General features: G+C 41.3%; 13 protein-coding genes. 7 read left to right on the forward strand and 6 right to left on the reverse strand.

Annotation, left to right across the window (positions count from 1 at the left end; translation table 11 throughout):
* Positions 1-67: 67 nt before the first annotated feature.
* Entirely contained in the window at positions 68-2,743 is a 2,676-nt protein-coding gene (locus GSY63_RS19225; protein ID WP_166587447.1) for an alpha-L-rhamnosidase, read from the reverse strand.
* A gap of 105 nt (positions 2,744-2,848) precedes the next feature.
* Here GSY63_RS19225 and GSY63_RS19230 point away from each other — a divergent pair, with 105 nt between their 5' ends.
* A complete protein-coding gene (locus GSY63_RS19230) occupies positions 2,849-3,628 on the forward strand; it encodes a M90 family metallopeptidase (RefSeq protein WP_166587448.1) in 780 nt (259 codons plus the stop codon).
* A 75-nt stretch (positions 3,629-3,703) separates the two neighbouring features.
* On the opposite strand, the gene GSY63_RS19235 is transcribed toward GSY63_RS19230, so the two are convergent.
* The 4 genes from GSY63_RS19235 to GSY63_RS19250 all read right to left on the reverse strand — a co-directional run bounded on the left by GSY63_RS19235 (position 3,704) and on the right by GSY63_RS19250 (position 8,150).
* Positions 3,704-4,177, reverse strand: coding sequence for a Dps family protein (locus tag GSY63_RS19235; RefSeq protein WP_166587449.1), 474 nt, complete (start codon positions 4,175-4,177; stop codon positions 3,704-3,706).
* A gap of 41 nt (positions 4,178-4,218) precedes the next feature.
* Positions 4,219-4,527, reverse strand: a complete 309-nt coding sequence (locus tag GSY63_RS19240; RefSeq protein WP_166587450.1) for a phosphoribosylpyrophosphate synthetase — start codon at positions 4,525-4,527, stop codon at positions 4,219-4,221.
* Between the two features lie 306 nt (positions 4,528-4,833).
* Positions 4,834-6,876, reverse strand: a complete 2,043-nt coding sequence (gene ppk1 / locus GSY63_RS19245; protein ID WP_166587451.1) for a polyphosphate kinase 1 — start codon at positions 6,874-6,876, stop codon at positions 4,834-4,836.
* Positions 6,877-6,881: 5 nt separating this feature from the next.
* Positions 6,882-8,150 carry a Pycsar system effector family protein gene (locus GSY63_RS19250; protein WP_208094597.1) on the reverse strand — a complete coding sequence of 423 codons (1,269 nt, stop codon included), beginning with the start codon at positions 8,148-8,150 and terminating at the stop codon, positions 6,882-6,884.
* A 136-nt stretch (positions 8,151-8,286) separates the two neighbouring features.
* Between GSY63_RS19250 and GSY63_RS19255 the strand changes: the two genes are divergently transcribed.
* Both GSY63_RS19255 and GSY63_RS19260 read left to right on the forward strand, forming a co-directional pair.
* Complete coding sequence (locus tag GSY63_RS19255) at positions 8,287-8,895, forward strand: phosphatase PAP2 family protein (RefSeq protein ID WP_208094598.1); 609 nt, start codon at positions 8,287-8,289, stop codon at positions 8,893-8,895.
* A 123-nt stretch (positions 8,896-9,018) separates the two neighbouring features.
* The gene (locus GSY63_RS19260; protein WP_166587452.1) at positions 9,019-11,397 is read left to right on the forward strand and encodes a GAF domain-containing protein; all 2,379 of its coding nucleotides are present in this window, start codon (positions 9,019-9,021) and stop codon (positions 11,395-11,397) included.
* Between the two features lie 3 nt (positions 11,398-11,400).
* Here the strand turns inward: GSY63_RS19260 and GSY63_RS19265 are convergent, their stop codons facing one another.
* On the reverse strand, positions 11,401-13,986 hold the full coding sequence (locus GSY63_RS19265) for a BamA/TamA family outer membrane protein (protein WP_166587453.1): 2,586 nt from the start codon (positions 13,984-13,986) through the stop codon (positions 11,401-11,403).
* Between the two features lie 600 nt (positions 13,987-14,586).
* Here GSY63_RS19265 and GSY63_RS19270 point away from each other — a divergent pair.
* From GSY63_RS19270 to GSY63_RS19285, 4 genes are all read left to right on the forward strand, one after another.
* Positions 14,587-14,952 (forward strand): hypothetical protein, encoded by a 366-nt coding sequence (locus GSY63_RS19270; protein WP_166587454.1) that lies wholly within the window; start codon positions 14,587-14,589, stop codon positions 14,950-14,952.
* Between the two features lie 18 nt (positions 14,953-14,970).
* Positions 14,971-17,568 carry a DUF5686 and carboxypeptidase-like regulatory domain-containing protein gene (locus tag GSY63_RS19275; protein ID WP_166587455.1) on the forward strand — a complete coding sequence of 866 codons (2,598 nt, stop codon included), beginning with the start codon at positions 14,971-14,973 and terminating at the stop codon, positions 17,566-17,568.
* Positions 17,569-17,673: 105 nt separating this feature from the next.
* The gene (locus GSY63_RS19280) at positions 17,674-18,132 is read left to right on the forward strand and encodes a MarR family winged helix-turn-helix transcriptional regulator (protein ID WP_166587456.1); all 459 of its coding nucleotides are present in this window, start codon (positions 17,674-17,676) and stop codon (positions 18,130-18,132) included.
* Between the two features lie 256 nt (positions 18,133-18,388).
* Complete coding sequence (locus tag GSY63_RS19285) at positions 18,389-19,789, forward strand: ATP-binding protein (RefSeq protein ID WP_166587457.1); 1,401 nt, start codon at positions 18,389-18,391, stop codon at positions 19,787-19,789.
* Positions 19,790-19,803: the final 14 nt, after the last annotated feature.

Consider the following 19,803-nt stretch of genomic DNA (forward strand, 5'->3'; position numbering starts at 1 on the left):
AATATTGCGTCAAAACAACACAATGGTTTTTTATTAAAAAGTTTAGTTTCTCCTACGCGCCCGTTCTTTACTTGATCTCAAAAGTATAACTACCTGCTTCTGCCGAATAGAGACTGCTTATCAATTTATTGTCCAGATAAACTTTTTTACCTTCTGCAACCGGGAATTTAATAGTTGCCGTTGCGTTAGGCGGCACTACAACATGATAGCTAACGCCTTCTTTTTTTCGAATCCATGACGAAATGATTTCGCCGTAAGGCCCATTGTGTTTGGCTTCAAAGTGATCTAAGCCGACTACAAAATGAGGGTCCAGTAACACATTCTTAAATCCGGGTTGAGCGGGATCAACTTTTATTCCCGCTATGCCTTTGTACAGCCATGCATTAATTTCCCCGAACATAATATGGTTAAGCGATATGTCTGACTTGGAGTCGATATTCCAATTCTCATAAAGCGTAGTCGCGTTGTTTACGATCCACCAACCCCACGATGGATAGGTTTCCTGCGATGCAATTTTGTAAGCTACATCTGCATAACCGTTATCACTCAGTGCATTTAAAATGGCCTTGGCTCCTAATATTCCCACGTCTAAATGGTAGTTATCTGCAGCCACACGTTTAGCCAAATTTGCGGCCACTTTGGCTTTTAGCTCTTCCGGAACTATACCCCAGTAAAGCGGAACGCAAAGCTCCGTTTGCAGGCCCTCACCGTACATGGCGGTGGCTGTATTTAAGTATTTGGCGTTGATGGCATTTTTTATTTTGTTAGCCAGTGCGGTATATTTTACTTCATCATCCTTTTTGCCCAACACCTTAGCAGCCTTAGCCAGAATCGAAGCATCGGCGAAGTAGTAGGAAGAGGTAATTAACTCCACCGGCGAAACCGATTTTACCGGAACCCAATCGCCAAGCCCCCACGAAGTTAGTCCGGTTGGCGCTACGTCATTCAGGTGATCCACATAAAGCTTAATATTGTCATAGCAATCGGCCAATAACTTTTTGTCTCCATAAAACATGTAAATATTCCAGGGTATAATGGCGATGGTACTTGTCCAATCGGGTCCGTTTGCCCATGAGTACCCCCAGCCGCTGGTTGGTATAATTGCCGGAAGTACACCATTAGGCTGCTGCTCATCGCGATGATCGGCCAGCCATTTTTCGTAAATCGTAATTCCATCAAAACCGTATAGGCCAGTTTCAACAGCAATATGCGCATCGCCGGTCCAGCCGTTCTTTTCCCGTTGCGGGCAATCTGTTGGGTAGCCAAACAGGTTAGATAGGTAGGAGTTGTTGGTAGCAGCCCATATTTTATCAATGGTTGGGTTTGATGACGAAATATTACCGATTGGTTCCACATCGCTGTGCATAAATACGCCCGTAAGGCTTTCTTTGGTCAACTGCACAGGCTTGCTGCTGGTTAATTCAACATACTGAAACCCCTTATAATTAAATCGCGGACTAAATGTCTCCTCCCCCTTGCCGTTCAAAATATAAATATCCGTTTGGAAAGGGTCTTTATCATCGGTAGGGCGATAATGTAAATCGATATTAGATTGATCTACATGACCATCCTTATACAAACGCTCGCCGTGTTTCAAACGAATAATTGTACCAGAGTCGCCTTTGAGGGTGATGCGGCTTACGCCTGAAATATTCCTTCCTAGATCAAAAACATAAGACTGATCATCAAATTTTTTAACCGATTTCGCAGGAATCTGCTCTATATCGCGAATAGGCTGCATGGCTTGTGCAACAATATTGCGCGACGGGGCCTGGCGCAGGTATACAAATTTCCAACGGGCTGTATCCTTGTATTCGGGGGTATTCCATCCGGTTGACTCTAAACGGTCGTCATAGTGCTCGGCTGTATAAATACTGTTCAGTATAACGGGACTAAAAGCTGTTTTCCATGTTTTATCTGAAGTGATGGTTTCTACCGTGCCATCGTCGTAAGTAACCCTTAGATCGAGGCAAAAGGCTGGGCGGTTGCGCCATGTAACTTCGTGAAAATTCCACACCGCAGTAGATTGATGGTTGTACCAACCATTGCCCAGCAGAACACCTATGGCATTTTTACCTTGCTGCAATTGTGTGGTAACATCATAAGTAACATACAGTGTGCGTCTATCGAAACGGGTGTACATGGGGTCGAGGCGATGGCTGCCAATTTTTTGACCGTTAATATAGAGTTCATACAGACCAGCAACCGCTATATAAGCTCTTGCCGATTTGATCTTTTTGTTGGCGCTAAATAATTGCCTGAAATAAGGTGCTTCTTTTACATCTCTTCCCTTACTATCGCTAATCCACGATCCTTTCCAGTTGGTGGATTGCATCATCCCCATTTCAAAACTCGCTATCGCGGACGATGATTGTTTTCCATCCTTATCCCACACGTTAACTTTCCAATAGTATTTGGTAAAGGGTTGCAGTACCTTCCCTGCATAGGTAACGATATTTGTTGAGGAAGCAGTTTTAACACCAAGCCACGCATTTGCTTTTCCGGAGATGAGCGCAATGGAATCTGTGCCTACATAGATCTGATAAGCAGTTTGCTTTGCACCCTGCCTGCCATCCTGCAAATACCAGGTAAAGCGCGGGTGATCTGCATCCAGGCCTAGTGGATTGTTGAGATATTCCGTCTTAAGGCCAACAGGTTTACAGGTTTCGTCAGCAAAAACATTAGGGGCGGTAAAAAAACAAAGAAATAAACTAAACAGGAACTTAAGGATAGATAAACGCATAGATGAAATGTTGAATACACAATTATAACCATTCCTGTTAAACAACCTAAGCCCGCAATAAAATAAACAGCTACTAATCAACCCAAAAATTACTACCTTTTGCCCATGAATATTGCCCTTATTGCCTTAGTAGCTGTTATAATTATCTATCTTATAACAAGAAAAAAATCTGCCGGCGCGCCTGTTGCGGTAGATGTAATTCCTCCTCCCGAGCACAAGGCTTTGTTACAGGAACACGTATCCTATTACGCTAAATTAGATGAGGCGGCTAAAACCAGGTTCGCACAAATGGTCGATCAGTTTTTGGGGTATGTGCGCATTGAAGGAGTAGGTATGGACATTACCGAAGTAGATCGCATATTGGTTGCTTCCAGCGCAGTTATCCCTATTTTCGGTTTTGGCGGATGGAAGTATAAAAATCTAACCAATGTTATTGTTTACCCAGATACATTCGACAACGATTTCCAGTTTGAAGGATCAGAAGATCGGAATATTATGGGTATGGTAGGCTCGGGCTATATGAATGGGCAAATGCTGCTTTCGAGAGCAGCGCTTATAAAAGGTTTTTCGGCCTCTTCCGGGAAAGAGAATACAGCTATCCACGAGTTTGTTCACCTATTGGATAAATCTGACGGAGCCACGGATGGTATTCCCGAACTATTGATGCAACATCAATATGCGGCACCATGGATTAAACTGATTCACCAGGAAATGCGTCGCATCGAGGCAGGCAAGTCTGACATTAACCCGTATGCGCTCACCAACGAAGCGGAGTTTTTGGCTGTTGTTTCCGAATACTTTTTCGAAAAGCCAGAACAGCTTAAAACCAAGCACCCCGAACTGTACGAACAACTAAGCCAGATTTTTATCCAGGATCTTGCCTAAAGAGAGCTTGATTTCAATACAAAAAGCCGGATGGTTTTACCAACTACCCGGCTTTTCTATTTTGTTCAAGTCGTTTTATTTAAGATGAGCTTTTAGCATCCAGGCTAATTTCTCGTGTGTTTCCATTAAGCCGGTAATAAAATCACTGGTGCCGTAATCGTGATACTTGCTGGCAAAAGGATCTATGTTTCCTCTTATAAATTCGATGATGCTAAAATGATCTTCCAGCAGTTCTTTTAAAAAAGTCATACTGTCGTTCTTGCTATCAACCTGCTCTGTAAGATGCGTAAGGTTCAAAAAGCTTTTTAAAGTTGCTGGTGCATAATGGCCGATAGAGCGGATACGTTCTGCAACGCTATCCATAATATCATCAAGCTGCTCATACTGCGACTCAAAAAACAGGTGCATGGAATGAAAGTCGGGTCCTTCAACATTCCAGTGCGCGTTACGTGTTTTGGTGTACAATAAAAATTCGTCTGCCAGTAATTTTGCGAGTTGCTCAGCAACTGCCTGACGGCTTTCGTCAGTGATTCCGATGTAGTTTTTCATTGTTATTTGGGTGTCGTGTTAAATGTAGGCTGAAGTTACGGCTATTTGAGGGTATTTGCCAATTTGCTCCATAAACGTATTGATACACCTTTGCCATAGGCACTGTAAGGAGTCATCAAAATACCCTTGATATCGCTGTCAACCGTGCAGATACCGTAAATAACGTAATTATCGCAAAGACGGCGGTGCCCCTCAAAGCGGTATGTTTCCGTAATCTCGAAATCATCGGGCTTCATTAGTTCGCTTTGCTGTACATAGAATAAGTACTCGTCCTTTAAAACAAAATCCTGATCGTAACCCCGCTCCTGAAGAGCAATTATAGCCTCTGTTTTAGTAGCATAATTTTCCATAACACTATTTTTGTATAGTTCGGTTGAACATTAATTTCCAAATCACCAGAAAAGATGCCGCGCTTGGGGTTTGGCGCTGTTTTTTCATAGGTCTCTGATTTTTTGCAACTTGATAACCAAAACGCATGCCATTGATTCAATCAAGTGATTATCAATAGTTTAAATAAAAATATAGCGGGGTCTTTAGTATGATATTTCGTTAGATGGCAGAATGATTGGCGAAATATGGTTTAAATATAAAGCACAACTTAACATATTGCAAATCAAATATTTGAGCAATATCACAATGAACAAAATGAATTGATTTTACTTTAACGAAAGTAGCTGATAAATAGCCTCCTGTGAGCGCACCAAAGGCTCTTCGGCTTTAATAGGGATGTTTTCTAATTGCTGATTGAGCATTACAGCCTGTACGTTATCTTTTAACTGAAGATCAACAATACTGATCATAGCCTGCTTAACCGCTTCGTCGTAAACCGGAAAACAGACCTCTATACGATGATATATATTCCGGTTCATCCAATCGGCCGAGCCCATGTAAACTTCCTTATTACCGTTATTTCCGAATATAAATACACGGCCATGCTCCAAATAGCGGTCTACAATGCGTTTAACGGTGATATTTTCGCTCATCCCTTTAACGCCGGGAATAAGGCAACAAATACTCCTAATAATCAACGACACTCTAACGCCAGCCTGCGACGCTTCATATAGCTTGCCGATCAGCACCTGATCTTCCAGGTTATTCATTTTGAGGTTGATCTCTGCAGGCAGCCCTTCTTTGGCAAAAGCAATCTCACGGTCTATGAGTTCGCTAAAGCGGGTTTGCAGGTTAAACTGGGCAACCAGTAGTTTGTTAAAATTAACGGGGGTTGATTTTGACGGTTTTTCGCGCTTGGCTAAAAACATAAATAGCAACTCCATTTCGCCCAACAGCTCATGGTTAGCAGTAAACAGAATATGATCGGTATAAAACTTCGCCGTGCTTTCGTTAAAGTTGCCTGTAGCCAATAAACCTGCGTAAACCATACGGCCTTGCTTTTCCATTTTAACCAGCCCTATTTTGGCGTGTACCTTTAAGGCTGTAACACTGTAGGTAATGGTAACGCCGGCATCCTTCATTACCTTGGCCCATTTAAGATTGTTAGCCTCATCGAAACGGGCTTTCAGCTCTACCATTACGTTTACCTTTTTGCCGTTTTTGGCAGCACTGATTAAAGCATGCACAATGCGCGAGTTACTCGCCACACGGTAAAGCGTCACAAAGATCTCGTTAACATCAGGGTTTACAGCGGCTTCGTTAAAGAAGCGCAAAATGGTTTCGTAATTCTGATAGGGTGTGTGGATCATAAAATCCCGCTCAGCAATCTGATCTACTAAAGGTATGTCCGACCGGATACCCGGTGCACTTGAGCCCGGCCAGGGTTCGTACGACATTCCCGGTGCATTTACCGGCAGCGAAAAGAAGTCTTTAAAATTGTGGTAATATCCACCCTCAATGTTAGTAGCGTTCAGCAAGTCGAGTTGCTGTTTTACCATCTGAAGAATGCGTAGTGGTATCCCCGGCTGATGCAAAAAGCGAGTGGCCAGGCCAAAATCGCGCTTACTTAGCTGCTTTTCTATCTGATCTGATAAACTGCCCGAGTACTCATCCTTCAAATCCAGTTCGGCGTCGCGGGTTACTTTAAAGCTGTAGCAGCCGGCAATGTTGCTGCCCGGAAAAACTTTATCGAGGTTAAATTTTATGATATCATCTAAGAAGGCTATGTATTGGATTCCCGCTATTTTAGTGGAAAAAAAGCGTGATAACTCGTCCGACGGTATATTCAACAACACAACTTGTTCTGCGCCCTGCTGGTCTTTTAACTGTACGATAAAATACAGCTTATTGTTTTCGGGGAAGAATTCGGTTTTATCATTCAATGACACGGGTTGCAAAAAGGCCAGCACTTCGGTCAGGAAATATTCTACTGTTGCTTTATGAACGCCTTCCGGAAATTCTTCATTGTAAATAATGTGAATACGCTGTTCCTTAAAAGCGGGCAGTAGCTGTTGCCTTAATATGTCACCAAATCGTGATTGCTGTTGGTTAATAAAATCAACTGCCTTCTGTAAAATATCAGTTTGTTCATCAGCATTGATATCTGATTTATCTTTTTCACCTATCACTTTCAGCGCCCTCAATACGGGCATCCGGACGCGATAAAATTCATCCAGATTTGATGAGAATATACTCAGGAATTTGATTCTCTCCAAAAGTGGAACGGCCGGGTTAGCGGCCTCTTCCATTACACGTTGGTTAAAACCAAGCCAACTCAGATCCCGGTTAAAAAAGCGGTAGTTTGCCATTAAAGTTATGCTGGTTTGTTACCAAAAAACGCCGAAGCAATAATGAACGCTATCACCGCAATAATTAGTCCGAACATGAAGATGTTATAACCTATGCGTAGTAACCGGTATTTTTTACCTAGTACTACACCCTGGGTATATACATCTTTAATAAGGCTACCGTACAAAAACTCTTTGTCTTCCATTACCTTTTGCATACCGTAGATGTAATCTTCTATTGGCATGCGGTAAAAATTACCGAAGAACAATAGGTTAACTTTTTTCTCATCCACATCCTCTTTGGTAAATGTGCCCGGGGGAATAGACGGGCGGGTAGACAAAATAGAGAACGTCATGGCCAATAAGCTCACCGTAAGCAAAATAAAGGTAGGCACAATCAGGTACTCATACTCACTCAGCCTGCGCAATAGCAAACTGATGATGGCCGACAAGATGATAGAGTTAACCGTGATCATGATATGGGCCTTGTTATCGGCCATATCGCTCAAGCGTTGGTGGTTGCTCGAACTTATCCTGAACATGGTTTCGATTCCTTTTTCAGGCCTTTCTTTTTTATCCTTTTTCTTTTTTATAGACTCAATTTCGGGAGGGGGGAAACCAACCTCACCATTAGGAGCAGGCGTAGGTATGGGTTGCTCAATTTCTTTCACAGGGGTATCTTCTGTCTTGTTCACGGCGTTTGCAACTTTTGCTTTTAACTCTTCAATATTTTTTTCTTTGCCGCTATCCAGTAACAAGCGGCAGTAATCAGTATTATAATGATGGCTCTCTAAAAAGGTGATAGACTTTTGCCGCCATTCCAGTTTGCTCAGCTCTGTCTTATGTATCCCATTATATTCTTCAAACATTTGCCTGTCCTTTTTGGCAAAATCTTCAGTACCTAAATGGAAAAGATCGGCATCGCATAAAATTTTCTCCAGTAAAGTAACAGGTTGCTGAGGCATCTTAGTGGCTCGGATGCAACTTTCAATAGTGTTTATATCTTCAACATCGGCATTGTGTTTTTCTAAAAATGCATGGGCCACATCTACACTGTGTTCTTCATGATTTTGTAAACTAACCATGTAACCCAGATCGTGAAACCAGGCCGAAGCCGACACCACAAAAAAATCACGATCGTTTAATTGGTAGTGATTGGCTATCTGGTTGGTAGCCTTAGCCACATCTTCGGTATGTTTTTTATTATGGTATACCAGTTTATCTGTGTTGTGCGTTTTAAAGTAGTTTAACGCATAATCGCAAACCTGGTCTAGTAGATGCTGATAATTCACCATTTTTGTATTTGTTAAGGCAGTGCCTTTTAATATCGATTAGATAGAAATAACTTAATAATCGTATTTTGGATTTACCCGGCAGCAAATAAATTCGCCTGGTATAAATATAATATTAAATCTCCTAGTCGCCATCCGAATGAAAACAGCCTTCAGCCTCCATTTTGCCCGACTGATTTTCATCACCAATATACTGGTATTTTCATTCGGCAATGTGCGTGCCCAATCCGGCCTGCAGCAATTTGACGATAGGATTATGATTGACCTTGCAAAAAGTCGCACTCCTCAGCAAACCGACGCCATGCTATTTATTACCCACTCCATTCACTATGTAGATGTAGGTGTACCGGCAGGCTTGTTAATCGGTGGGGTAATCAGCGACAATAAAGCAATGCGTCAAAATTCCTTTTATGTAGCCAGTAGTACGGCTATCAGCTATGGGGTTACTTTGTTGCTCAAACATTTTGTTAAACGTCAAAGGCCATTCATCAAAAACGTAAATATCAGTGCTGTTTACCGAGCGGGCAGTACATCATTCCCGTCGGGGCACACCTCTACGGCTTTTGCCACGGCTACTTCTTTATCCATTGCTTACCCTAAATGGTATGTGATAGCGCCATCTTATTTGTGGGCGGGGGCTATTGGTTATTCGCGCATGTATTTAGGTGTGCATTACCCTACCGATGTAGCTACGGGTGCTGTTATCGGGGCAGGCACTGCCGCCGCTTTTTCCTTTATGAAAAAGTAACAAAACCATTTGACCATAAAGTATTTACAACAGTATTTTCATGAGGCGGTAAAAAGTTACGTATGAGTACTGCAAGCTTATTTTTTTGGTAAATTTGTATACATCTTAAATTCTACATCGCCTATGATGCTTCCGCAATTTGAAGAAAGCCCGTTCAACATTCAACTTTCATTTCATAAGATAATTGAAGGGCTGGAAAAGATTGCCGCAAGCGAAACCAGCCCTCGAGCCGAAGAAGCCCGGAGTTTGTTAGCGCAAGTAGCTGCACATCCCGAAGTAAGAAATGGCATTAAAGATGTATCAACGTTAAAAGAGAATGAAACACTTATCAGTTTATTGGTAAGTGATCTGTTCCCCCCTGCACTTACGCTTAATGAGATCAAAGCTGTAAGTATCCCTTTCTTAAGCTTAATTTTTAACTATACGCAACGATTTCAAAACATACTAAATGCCGCCGGGCCAGGTTTCGAGATTAATATTCGGGACCTTGATCATCATCAGTTTTATGTAATGACCTGCTGTATCATCCTTAACGTGCATTACAACACGTCGCTTAATTTCAGCAAGCCTTTGTTTTATGATATACCTACGGCAGATGGTATCACTAAACATTATCGCATTTTATATAATGTCGATTTTATGGAGATCACTCCAACAGAAAAGGCTGTTAAGCTAAGCCAGGAGGAGGTTCAGCAACTCATTGATAATTACGATAACCTCGACCTTTGGAAAGAAAAATTTCCACCCGGTAGCTGGGACCTTAGAGGTTTCGCCCTGATGAGCCTTTATGATGCCACTACCGAGAATGCTTTATCTATTTTAAAAGGCACATTGCTTGGTTTTCAAACAGAACCCGATCTGCACCAAACGCTTGAGTCTATATTCCAGTCAATTTTTAACATTCCGGATATACACGTAGGTTTTACTGCATTTGAGCCCGAAGAGGGTAAGTTTACCACCACGGGCTTTATTAAAAAGTTTAAAAGCCATATGCTGCCCGAGCAGTTTGAGGACTACTGCACCAATGTGCTCCGAAGCGACTCCTATCAGCTACTGATTAAAGACAATAGTTATTTCGCCATTTCGGATGTATCTGAAATGGTGAAAAACAACCCGGACAGTAAATTGCTGAGTTATTTTAAAGTGCAAAAGATTGAAAGCTTCGTATTAGCGCCGGTAGTTAAAAACGGCAATCTGCTGGGTATTTTAGAACTGGTATCTTGCCGGGCAAATGACTTTAATAGCGTAAATGCCAAAAAGCTCGACATTATAATGCCGTTTATTATAGATACTATTGACCGCAAGGTTGGAGAGCTGCAGAACCAGATACAGGCTATTATCCAAAACTATTACACCACTTTACACCCCAGTGTACACTGGAAATTTAAACGCGAAGCACAAAACTTTATCATACACCATAATTCGGGGTTTGATTACGAACTGAAAGAAATTAGATTTAAAGAGGTGTATCCGCTGTATGGGCAAATAGATATTAAAGACTCTTCTATTACCCGTAACAGCAGCGTTAAGGCCGATCTGATTAACCAGTTAAAGGAGTTGGTTAACATACTGGAAAAAATGTGCCAGCGCGAGTTTATAGACGATGCAGAAGAACAATTAAATGATCTGAAAGCCTTTCTGGAAGATCTCAGCATAGATATTAAGGCGGACACCGAACAGCATATATTAGGTTACATTAACAACTATATTTATCCAATTTTTAATCAGTTGGATAGCTTTAGCTACGATATACGCGAAATGCTGACAAAGTATTTTGATGATACCGACCAGCAAACCGGCGGCTTTTATAGCAACCGTCGAGACTATGAAAAAACACTATCTGTTATTAACGAAAAATTAGCAAGTATACTTGATAAACGCCAGGCGGAAATTCAACAATACTTCCCTCATTATTACGAACGTTTTAAAACCGATGGTGTAGAACACAATCTCTATATCGGTAATTCTATTACGCCAAACAAAGGTTTTAATTACAACCATTTGCAGCACCTGCGTTTATGGCAACTACAGGTATTGAGCGAAATGACTGTAGAAGAGCACTTCCTTAAAGCCGACCTGCCTTACCACTTAAATGTAACCGGCTTACTGTTGGTGTTTAGTGCACCTTTAGCCATTCGTTTCAGAATGGACGAGAAGCATTTCGACGTGGATGGGGCCTATAACATCCGGTATGAGGTTATAAAAAAACGAATTGATAAAGCCTTTATAAAAGGAACAACGGTACGCATTACCCAGCCGGGTAAAATTGTTATTGTGTACTCGAAGTACGAAGAGGAAGAGGAATACCGGAAATACATTGAACTTTTACAGGCCAAACATGTATTGGCAGCCGAAATTGAGCAATTTGAGATTGAAGACCTGCAAGCCGTGTCGGGTTTAAAGGCACTAAGAGTGAAAGTATTAAACAATCTACCCACCGCTGGGCATTACGCTTATTCTTACAATGATCTTTATCATCAGCTAAACGCGATAAACTCATAAAGGTTAAAACCTAAACCCAGCCGATATATAAGGGTATGCGCCCTCTTTAGAAAGCCCCAACACCGCCTGAACCAATATTAACCTGGCAGGACTAAACCAAAAACCACCACCATATCCATCGTGCCATACATCCGAAGATTCTCCTGGCGACCATACCCTACCCACATCATTAAAGGCTATTAACCCGATAGTGCCCGGCAAAACATATGATCGGATATAACCCAATCTTAATCTTAGCTCCATGTTGTTATAAGCCATGGTTTTACCTACAAAACGCCATAAATAATACCCCCTTAAGTTTTGACTGCCGCCCAGTTTCATTTGTTGAAAATATTGCGCATCGCCAATTGTAGTACCGCCACCAATGCGAGCTGCAATAACAAATATGGAATCTCTGTCGGGATTAAAATAAGAGCTGAACTCCGTTAAAACTTGTCCATAGGTACGATCGCCGTGAATAAGGCCCTGCATACCCGTAAGCGCTGTAACCCAGTAAACACCTTTATGCGGTTCGGATTCTTTATCGCGGGTATCTAATGAGAAACTTCCTACTAAACCCGCATAGGCGTGCGAGCCGAAAACCTTTTCGTCTGGATGTTCCTGATTATAAACGTTCAAATATCTGTCGCCATTATCATCTTCGTCGCCATCATAAAACTGGCCCAACAAGCCGCCGCTTACCTTCCACTTGCCATATGTATGTCTCAGCCTTACATCGGCACCTACATAATTATAGATACCGCGATAATAATGGATCTTTTTATCGCCCTCATCAATAAATACCGACTCGTTACCCACTCCAAAAAAGTTGCTGCTATAATGAGGCCCTTTAGAAAGCACATTTACAATCAGATCGCTTTTGCCGGTTACCTGTTTAAATTCGCCATTATAGTTTAGCATCAACGAGCTTGTGGCAAAACCATAGTTAACCAACAGGTTTTGTTTAAAGGCATAAGGTTCTTTACGGAAGCCTTGTTTTTGATACACAAAATTACCTATAAACTGCACCCCGTAATCCTTATTGTAACTGCCATAAATTAGGGGTTGCAGAAAGTCGTATTTAAAGTTTTTACTCTCATAATTATTAACAGCAGTGTCTGTAGAGGTGCGGATACGGACCTGGTTGGATGGTGGCAGGTTGTTCTTCTGATCTGCCCTGTCATATATAACCAGGTTGTGCTTGTTGTGCACGTTGCTGTCTATTTTAAAAGTATCCTCGCCGTCGCCGCCTATCATCCGTACTTTAATAGACGACGAATGGTCGCCCTTAACGTTAAACTCATCTTTACCATCAAATCCGTAAAGTCTTACCTCTCGCGTATCCTTTGGATCGAACGTCCGTTGATAAGTAACTTTACCTTCCTTCTCGTCCTTAAATTTATTAATGGTTACAGAAAGCTTTCCATCAGGCTGGTTTACGATCTCAAATTTCTCGCGTTTGTCAGACGCCGGCACATCTACATATGTAGATATAAAACGATAATATTTTAAAGCCTGTTCCTTCAACACATTACGGCGCGAAATCATTTTTTGGGTAAGATCTGCTCCGCATAGTTGATAAATGGTATCGGGCATTAACTTAATAGCATCAGTTATCAGCTTATCGTTAAGCTTGTTTTGCACGTACGCAATTGCTTCTTCCCAATCTTGCTCATTCAAGCCGTTTAAAAAGTAACGGTCAAAGTTCCGGGCATTCAGGTTCCAACGGTTGATGGATCGGATACGCCCGTGGTAATCCTGAAATTTGGCCATCATCAGGTGCCTCGACACTAACCAGGCAACAACGCCAGATGTGCTGTAAAAAACCTGATCACGGTCACGCGGTACGGGTTTATATACAATGCTGTCTTTATCCCCGTCTCGCTCCCAGCGCCATTGGTCTTCGTGGCGATCCCAGTCGCCCAGTAAAAAGTCGAGTAATCGCGCCCTTAATACCAGTTTCTGGTCAACGCGGTTATCGTTATCGTTTTGTAGTTTCTTTTGTGCTTTTGGTGTGTTATCCGTTTTCTCGTCACCGGGCTCCCGTTCCTCGAACAAAAAAACCTGATTGGCAAAGTCTTTCCTAAACTCGCCCAAACCGGGATCATCTGGCACATAAACAATTTGCGGGTTTGCATGCGGCACGCCAAGCGCCTGGGCGAGCGGCGGTACAATTAATGCCGAAAAAGGATGCTCTGCCGAAATCTGATCTTGTATAATGGCGGCAGCAACAGTTGGCCTCAGTGTGGCCGGTAATACCGCATCCGGATATTTTTGTATAGTACGCAAAACCCACTCCTGCCCGGTTGAATCTTTGAGCCTTAGCGATTTGGTTTGCATACCGCCGCCTTTCTGCTCAATCTTCAGGCCCCCCTTTTCGCTATTTAAATGAAATACTTTGATCTTAACCGGGGCCGACCATAAATGACGATAGTTTTCGCCAAAGAAAAACCGCTGCGATTTACCCACGCTATCATAACCCGGTTCTATCGCCACTTTGATACTATCGCCAATTATCGGCGATTGAGCATAGGCAGAAAAGCAGATACTTATTAAAGCAATTAACAGAGATAGTTTGAGCGTATAAAGGCAGGTGTTTTTAAAATACATAAATTGTCTTGAAGCTGATCTTTTACCACACTGATATTTCATCATAACAAAACATGTTATGGCGGCTATTTACAGTATAATTTTTGTAAAATGATTTTTCGCCGCAATTGTTCCAACTAATATCAATAAAAATCATTAAAAAGATTTGCCACCACTCAAATATCATTTGTATCGGTAGCATGCAAATGCATCAACATACACCCGCACCTACAGCCATTATTTATTAAGAAAGTAACCTTAATAAACTTAACCATCTCTTTTGATTAGCCAAACTATTTCGCCGTTCGATATATCGTGATTTTATCGCACTTAATTGATATATAGTTATTCAACATTTCTATGACATTTTATAAATTATTGATTAACAGTAATTTACAACACTGGCATTTAATTAGACAGATAAATTTAAAGATAGTTAGTGTAACATAAACACACTATCGGCGTCTATCTCGAATATTATTAGCCGACCCGCTTATATCATAACTCTTATTAAAATATATAGAAGTGTCATTAGACTGTTAAAACTACCGCAAAATCGTAAACTAAGTTGACCAATATAGTCAACTTAGTTTACCTTTGTAGCGTCAATCAGAAAGAATCATGAAATCGCTCGACTTACACCAAAATGCTTTTAGCAGTTTCCCGGCAAAACTTGTTGCGCTTCGCCACAAGCTTGCATTAAGGAACCCTGTTCAATTGCATTTACCAAAGGTGAACCTGCAGTTAAATGCAGTGTCGGGCAACGCTATAAAAACCTATGTAGTTGATGCTTTAAATGAAGGGTTAAAGCAAAATCTATTAGGTGCAGATATTAATATGGAGTTCCTGGTACTATCTATCCGTAGCTATGCACAGGCACTTGTTAGTTTAACCCGTGTTAATACTGCTAAACCACTTTCAAATGCCCAGCCGATTAAAAGCGGTTCGTCATTTTTTGATCATAACAACCACTCCTTCATAAACTAAATCACGCTCCCAAAAACAATGAAAAAGATATTAACCAAACTCCGATATAAAAGCACTTTACTGCTGCTTTTATTAATAAGTACTACCCTGTTTGCGCAGGCCCAAAACACCGTTGTACGAGGTACAGTTACCGATGCTAAAACCAAAGAAACTTTACCTTATGTTACGGTGGTATTTGCCGGCAGTACGCAAGGTATCAGCACAGATAACAATGGTAAATTCACAATCACTACCTCTAACGCTACTTATAACCAAATTAAGGTTTCATTTGTAGGTTATAAAACTGTGGTAAGAGCTATTGAGCCAGGTAAAGAGCAAACCATTAACATCGCCTTAGGTGTTGATACCCGTTTACTTGGCGAGGTAGTTGTTAAAGGTGGTAAAAAAGCTAAATACCGTAACAAAGACAACCCGGCTGTGGAACTGATCCGCAAGGTTATTGCCCACAAAAGCCAGAACCGTTTAGAGAATTACGATTACAGCGAGTACAAACAGTACGAGCGTATGAATTTTTATCTAAGCAACCTGTCCGAAAAATTCAAAAACAAACGCCTGTTTAAAAACTATCAGTTCTTATTCCAGGAGCAGGATTCTACCCAAATAGGTGGTAAAAACCTGTTGCCTATCTACATGGAAGAAAAGCTTTCGCAAAACTATTTCCGCAAGGCACCTTTTACCAAAAAACAAATTGTAGAGGCCAACAAACAAGTAAAATACGATGAGAACTTTATAGACAATCAGGGACTTTCTTCTTACTTCAACCGTATATATCAGGACATTAATATCTATGATAACAACGTTTCGTTGCTTACCAACCAGATCTTAAGTCCTATTGCCGATCATTCCCCTGATTTCTATAAGTTTTTTATTACCGATACACTTAAAGACCAATCGCCTAACTTAATTGAGTTAAGCTTTACACCCCGTAACACCAACGACCTCCTTTTTGAAGGTAAGTTGTATGTAACTATGGATGGTAACTATGCTGTAGAAAGCGCTGAGTTAACCGTTAACAAAAACATTAACTTAAACTTTGTGCGCCAGATGCAGGCAACCTTGGCATTTGATAAAAGTGCCGACGGTAAATATCACCTAAGCCAAAGCGACCTGAAAATGGACTTCGGCCTTAACAAAAACAAAGGTGGTGGTATTTATGGCGAACGTAAAGTTATACTAACCAACTTTGCCATTAACACGCCCCGTCCTAAGCAAACGTATGATGGCCCTGCCCAAGTTATAGCGCAGGCTTCAGATACCAAAGATGACCGTTACTGGATGATGAGCCGCCCGGATACTTTGCCTGCTGCCCAGGCTGCTATCTATAAAAACATCGACAGCTTACAAACCATCCCATCGTTTAAACGCACTATGGATCTGGTTACTCTGTTTGTTGCCGGTTATAAGAACTACGGACCGTTTGAAGTTGGCCCCGTTAATACATTTTATAGTTTTAACCCGGTAGAAGGTTTTCGCCCACGTATTGGTGGCCGTACTACCCCTACTTTCAGCAAACGTTATTACCTGGAAACTTATGGCGCTTATGGCACCAAAGACCAAAAATTCAAGTACTTTTTAAGCAGCACTTATTCGCTTAACGACAAGTCGATCTATTCTTTCCCTCAAAATTATATCAGGGCAAGTTTCCAGCATGATACCAAAATCCCTGGTCAGGAATTACAATTTGTTCAGGAAGATAATTTCTTGCTATCGTTCAAACGTGGTGATAACGACATGTGGTTGTATAATGACATCTTCCGTTTAGATTATGTGCACGAGTTTTTAAACCACTTCTCATATAAAGTAGGTTTCAAAAAATGGAATCAGAGCGCAGCAGGTTCACTGTATTTCCTTAATGGCTATGGTAGCTTACCTACTAACAGCGCGGATATTAACAGCAGCATCAGTAACGTTAATCAGTTAAATACTACAGAGTTTTCGTTAGAATTACGCTACGCCCCTCACGAAAGATTTTATCAAGGTAAATTATATCGTATCCCTATCATTGATAAATACCCAATCTTTACCTTACGTTACAATCAAGGCGTGAGATTTTTAGGTGGTAATTATAAATACGAGAACGTAACAGGCAATGTCAACAAACGTTTTTACATGTCGCAGTTAGGTTATACCGATGTAACTGTTGAAGGTAACTACATATTTGGCACCGTGCCTTTCCCACTGTCAGACATTCACCATGCCAACCAAACTTATGCTTTGCAATTGCAATCATACAACTTAATGAACTTCCTGGAGTTTGTGAGCGACCACTATGCAAGCGTTAACCTCGACCATAATTTCAACGGCTTCTTCTTTAACAAAGTGCCGTTGCTAAAAGATTTGAAATTACGTGAGATTATTGATGTTAAAGCACTTTGGGGTGGTGTAAGACCAGAAAATAATCCAGATAATAACCCTGCATTATTGCAATACCCGGTTAACGATCAGGGTGTGGCAACAACCCACGCGCTTAACAACGGTCCTTACATAGAGGGTAGCGTTGGTGTGGGTAATATCTTCAAGATATTAAGGCTCGATATGGTTAGGCGTTTTACTTACCTGGATAATCCGGGTGCGCCGAAATGGGGTGTGAGAGCATTAGTTAAATTTGATTTTTAATAATAAATTCGTAAACTTAGTTGACTAACGACCGTTTATAATATAGGGGATTAACGCAGATAAGGCATTAGCCACTCTGACTTTAAGACCAGAAAGATATTAAATATGGAAACTGCTGAAGACTCAAAGAGAATTGCTGTTAAACTTGTATACCTGCTGAAACGCTTTACCGACGAGTGGATTAGTAAACAGCTATGCTGCGGTGATCAGCCTTGTTTTAACTATTCGCACTTGCCATTATTTATGTCGATAGGCCGTACCGGCATTTCAAATAGCGTACTTGCCGAACGATTGAATGTTACTAAACAGGCCACCAGTAAGATTATTAAAGAACTGGAAAGCCTAAACATGGTAAGAAGCGAAAAAAGCCAGACAGACGCACGCTCCATGACTTTGTATTTAACCGCTGATGGCGAGAAGTTTTACCAACATGTTAAAAACCAAATCCTCAAGCTTGAGGAACAATATAAAAAACTGGTTGGAGCCAAAAATTACGAGATAGCAATTGACGTTATGCTTCAATTGATCAACTTTCACGAAAAAGGAACTTGGATGTGCCAATAACCGCCCCCTACATATATTAATAAATTTTCAGTTACCGATGCCGGCAGTCTTGTTTAAGCTACCGGCATTTTTGTAAACCATAATTTAATATTGTTTTGACATTACAGTGCGCATATTTGCACTCACACAGCAATATTTAGTTACAAATATTATCTGATTTATAATACTGTGCGTATCTTGGCAGTATCTACGCAACTGACATTTTTCTACCACCTAATACCGTCTTTGGTATTTACAACTTATAAAACATCTTGTTATGCAGCAATGTACTGTTGAACTGTTAAAAAGTTTTGAACCCCTATCTGAAGTACCTGATGACCAATTGCAATGGCTTTTGGATAATGGCGAATGCCGTGAGTTTGCAGTAGGCGAAACTATTTTTGAAATCGGAGATACCTTTACGGCTACCAGTTTTCTGTTAGAAGGTAAATTTAGTGTATATATCCAACAAGGAAACCAGATCAATGAGATCGGCATTTCCGAACCTGGTACTATCAGCGGTTATTTACCCTATTCCCGCGGAAAAGTGTCTATCGTGCGCGTTATCTGTATACAGGAAGCCCTGGTGATGTCGGTACCTATCGAAAATATACAGAAGGCCACTAAAATGTACTTCGAACTTACCGAGGCTTTGGTACACACCATGATAACCCGTGTTAGGTTTGCTACCACAAGGCAGCAGCAGTACGAAAAGATGTTTGCCTTAGGCAAGCTCTCCGCAGGCCTAGCGCATGAGTTGAATAATCCTGCTGCTGCTATTGGCCGTAATGCATCATCACTTGCCGAACTGCTGAACAATATACCTAAGATCTTTAAACAAACAGCTGGCCTTAAGCTTGATCATGGACAGATGGAGCTATTTCAGGAACGTTTGCACGAGATTATAGACCGGCCAGATAAACCCGAACTGAGCATGCTCGAAAAATCTGCCAAAGAAGATGAGTTTACGGATTGGCTGATGGACCAAGGCATAAATGACTATGCCTTCGCGGAAGTACTGGTATACGACGGCTTCACAATAGAAGACTTGGAAAGCCTGGCAGCTATACCGCCAGAACATGCATTAATTCCGGTTTTTAAATGGCTAAGCTACCACTTAACCACCAGCAGAATTGTAAAAGAGATTGAAGAGGCATCCAGCCGGATCTCTGAATTGGTGGGCGCTGTGAAAAACTTTAGCCATATGGATCGTGGTGGCGATAAGCAATATATCAATATCCACACCGGCCTCGAGAGCACGTTAACCATGCTTAACTACAAGATTAAGAAAGCCAATGTAGAAATAGTGGCAGATTTTGCCCACGACCTACCTTTGGCCAAAGCGTTGGCAGGCGAACTAAACCAGGTATGGACCAATATTATTGACAACGCCATTGATGCCATGGCTGTAAACGGAAAAGGCATTTTAACAATTAACACCAAAAAAGAAAGGAACAATGTAGTAGTTACCATTACAGACAATGGCCCGGGCATACCCGAAGAGATTAGCTCCATGATATTTGACCCTTTCTTTACCACTAAAGATATTGGTGAGGGAACCGGCTTAGGCCTCGATGTGGTAATGCGCATTATAGAGCAGCACCATGGATCGGTTAAATTAAAATCGGAGCCCGGCAAAACCTCATTTTTTGTTTGCATTCCTATTGACGAGAAATAGTAATATTTTCTAAA

The organism is Mucilaginibacter agri, assembly GCF_009928685.1.
GTDB classification, from domain to species: Bacteria; Bacteroidota; Bacteroidia; order Sphingobacteriales; family Sphingobacteriaceae; genus Mucilaginibacter; species Mucilaginibacter agri.

Excerpts from the sequence above, each read along its gene's own strand:
- GSY63_RS19225 (WP_166587447.1), bottom strand. The coding sequence starts at position 2,743 with ATGCGTTTATCTATCCTTAAGTTCCTGTTTAGTTTATTTCTTTGTTTT.
- GSY63_RS19230 (WP_166587448.1), top strand. The coding sequence starts at position 2,849 with ATGAATATTGCCCTTATTGCCTTAGTAGCTGTTATAATTATCTATCTT.
- GSY63_RS19235 (WP_166587449.1), bottom strand. The coding sequence starts at position 4,177 with ATGAAAAACTACATCGGAATCACTGACGAAAGCCGTCAGGCAGTTGCT.
- GSY63_RS19240 (WP_166587450.1), bottom strand. The coding sequence starts at position 4,527 with ATGGAAAATTATGCTACTAAAACAGAGGCTATAATTGCTCTTCAGGAG.
- ppk1 (WP_166587451.1), bottom strand. The coding sequence starts at position 6,876 with ATGGCAAACTACCGCTTTTTTAACCGGGATCTGAGTTGGCTTGGTTTT.
- GSY63_RS19250 (WP_208094597.1), bottom strand. The coding sequence starts at position 8,150 with ATGGTGAATTATCAGCATCTACTAGACCAGGTTTGCGATTATGCGTTA.
- GSY63_RS19255 (WP_208094598.1), top strand. The coding sequence starts at position 8,287 with ATGAAAACAGCCTTCAGCCTCCATTTTGCCCGACTGATTTTCATCACC.
- GSY63_RS19260 (WP_166587452.1), top strand. The coding sequence starts at position 9,019 with ATGATGCTTCCGCAATTTGAAGAAAGCCCGTTCAACATTCAACTTTCA.
- GSY63_RS19265 (WP_166587453.1), bottom strand. The coding sequence starts at position 13,986 with ATGTATTTTAAAAACACCTGCCTTTATACGCTCAAACTATCTCTGTTA.
- GSY63_RS19270 (WP_166587454.1), top strand. The coding sequence starts at position 14,587 with ATGAAATCGCTCGACTTACACCAAAATGCTTTTAGCAGTTTCCCGGCA.
- GSY63_RS19275 (WP_166587455.1), top strand. The coding sequence starts at position 14,971 with ATGAAAAAGATATTAACCAAACTCCGATATAAAAGCACTTTACTGCTG.
- GSY63_RS19280 (WP_166587456.1), top strand. The coding sequence starts at position 17,674 with ATGGAAACTGCTGAAGACTCAAAGAGAATTGCTGTTAAACTTGTATAC.
- GSY63_RS19285 (WP_166587457.1), top strand. The coding sequence starts at position 18,389 with ATGCAGCAATGTACTGTTGAACTGTTAAAAAGTTTTGAACCCCTATCT.